Below are 1,352 nucleotides of genomic sequence, written 5' to 3' on the forward strand. Positions count from 1 at the left end.
CCACGAACGCGCATCCGGCGAGGACGACCAGCAGGGCGACGCCGACGAGGGGCAGGAGAATGAGTGCGATTACGTGGGGCACGGGCCGCCGCTTCCTGGGAGAGGGGAGCGGGAGGCGCGGTTTTCCGTGCGGAATCTTGTTCCGGCTTCTTCGAGCATGCGGCGGACTACGGGGTAGGTCATCTTCGTCGCACCCATGAGATGGGCGATGCTGGCGCCGGCTTCGTACCACTCGCGAAGTGCGGTCATCAACGCGCTTCTCTCGCGGGAGTAATGGGGGAAGGGAATGTAGCCGACTTCCACTTCGAGCAGTTCCAGCCGTCGCCGCAAGGCTTCTTGTGACATGTGAGTACGCGCGATCATGCATCGGAGACTTGCGCCCGCTGTTGCCATGTGAAGGAGTTCACCATCTGAAAGGCGAGCGGGTTTTCTTGCGGAGTCGTTCATTCGAATCATCCTTCGGTGGGACCGCCCCCGCCGGGGGTTCGGACACCCAGCGGGGGCGGAGCTGTCTACTTGGCCTTGGACTCGATGCGGCGCCGCATGCGGGCGATCAGGTCGTGGCGGTCGGCGTTCTGGCGGTCGATGCTCCGCTCTTCGGCCCGCTCGTAGCTGTGCTGGGGCAGCCTGCCGCCGGTCGGCTTTCTGAAGGCCGATGGTTTGCTCACGGGGTCACCTTCACTTTCGTCATGTATGTGCGGGTAGTGGGCGCGGGGCGCCACCTGGGGCCGGTAGGTGGCGTGGCGAAGACGGGGACGGCGGACAGGGTGTACGTCATGTGCACGTCGCCGCGTCCCATCACCCGGTCCGGCCCTTCGGCCGTGACCACAAGCGGCTGGGCTTCGGCCAGAAGTGCCATACCGGCGGCAGTGGCATCGCCACTGGACGCCCACCCCCTGAGCCGCGCGCCCGGGTTGGGGTGGTCAGCGGGCATGAGGGAGAGGCATTCAAGCGGGAACGGCGATCCGAAAGGCTGTGGGTCGATCGCCCCCGCGATACGAAGCGCCTGCGCGGTGAGCCAGCGAAGCGCGAGGCGCGGGGATCTGGCATGGAAACAGCCGAACCGCCACGCCCAATCCGCCGATTCGACCGTGACACGGGAATCGCACCAGTAGGAGACGGGCCGGGCGCGAGAGCGGTGGATGGACACTACCTGCCGCCTTTCATGGCCGCACCCATTTTGGACTCAAGGTTGGTTTGCCTGACTCTTTCGCGAAGGTTCCTCATCGTTTCGCTTTCCGTGCTTTCCTCGCCTTCACGCGGCTCGGCGCTGTCCCCCTGCGTGTGCTCGCCCTGCCCATCCCGCCCCCCGGCAGTCTGAGCGGGCGCCGTCATCCGCCCGGCGCGCCCAG

General features: G+C 66.5%; 2 protein-coding genes. Both read right to left on the reverse strand.

Annotated features, from left to right (window positions below):
* Positions 1–69: 69 nt before the first annotated feature.
* Positions 70–447, reverse strand: coding sequence for a helix-turn-helix domain-containing protein (locus ACL02R_RS30005; protein WP_412800114.1), 378 nt, complete (start codon positions 445–447; stop codon positions 70–72).
* Between the two features lie 65 nt (positions 448–512).
* Positions 513–668: a hypothetical protein gene (locus ACL02R_RS30010; protein WP_412800115.1), complete on the reverse strand. Its 156-nt coding sequence runs from the start codon at positions 666–668 to the stop codon at positions 513–515.
* Between the last annotated feature and the right edge of the window lie 684 nt (positions 669–1,352).

The sequence above is a fragment of the Streptomyces sp. MS19 genome (genome assembly GCF_047200595.1).
In the GTDB taxonomy this organism is placed as follows: Bacteria; Actinomycetota; Actinomycetes; order Streptomycetales; family Streptomycetaceae; genus Streptomyces.

Bases quoted from the DNA above. Each gene is read 5' to 3' on its own strand.
- ACL02R_RS30005 (WP_412800114.1), bottom strand. From the start codon at position 447: ATGAACGACTCCGCAAGAAAACCCGCTCGCCTTTCAGATGGTGAACTC.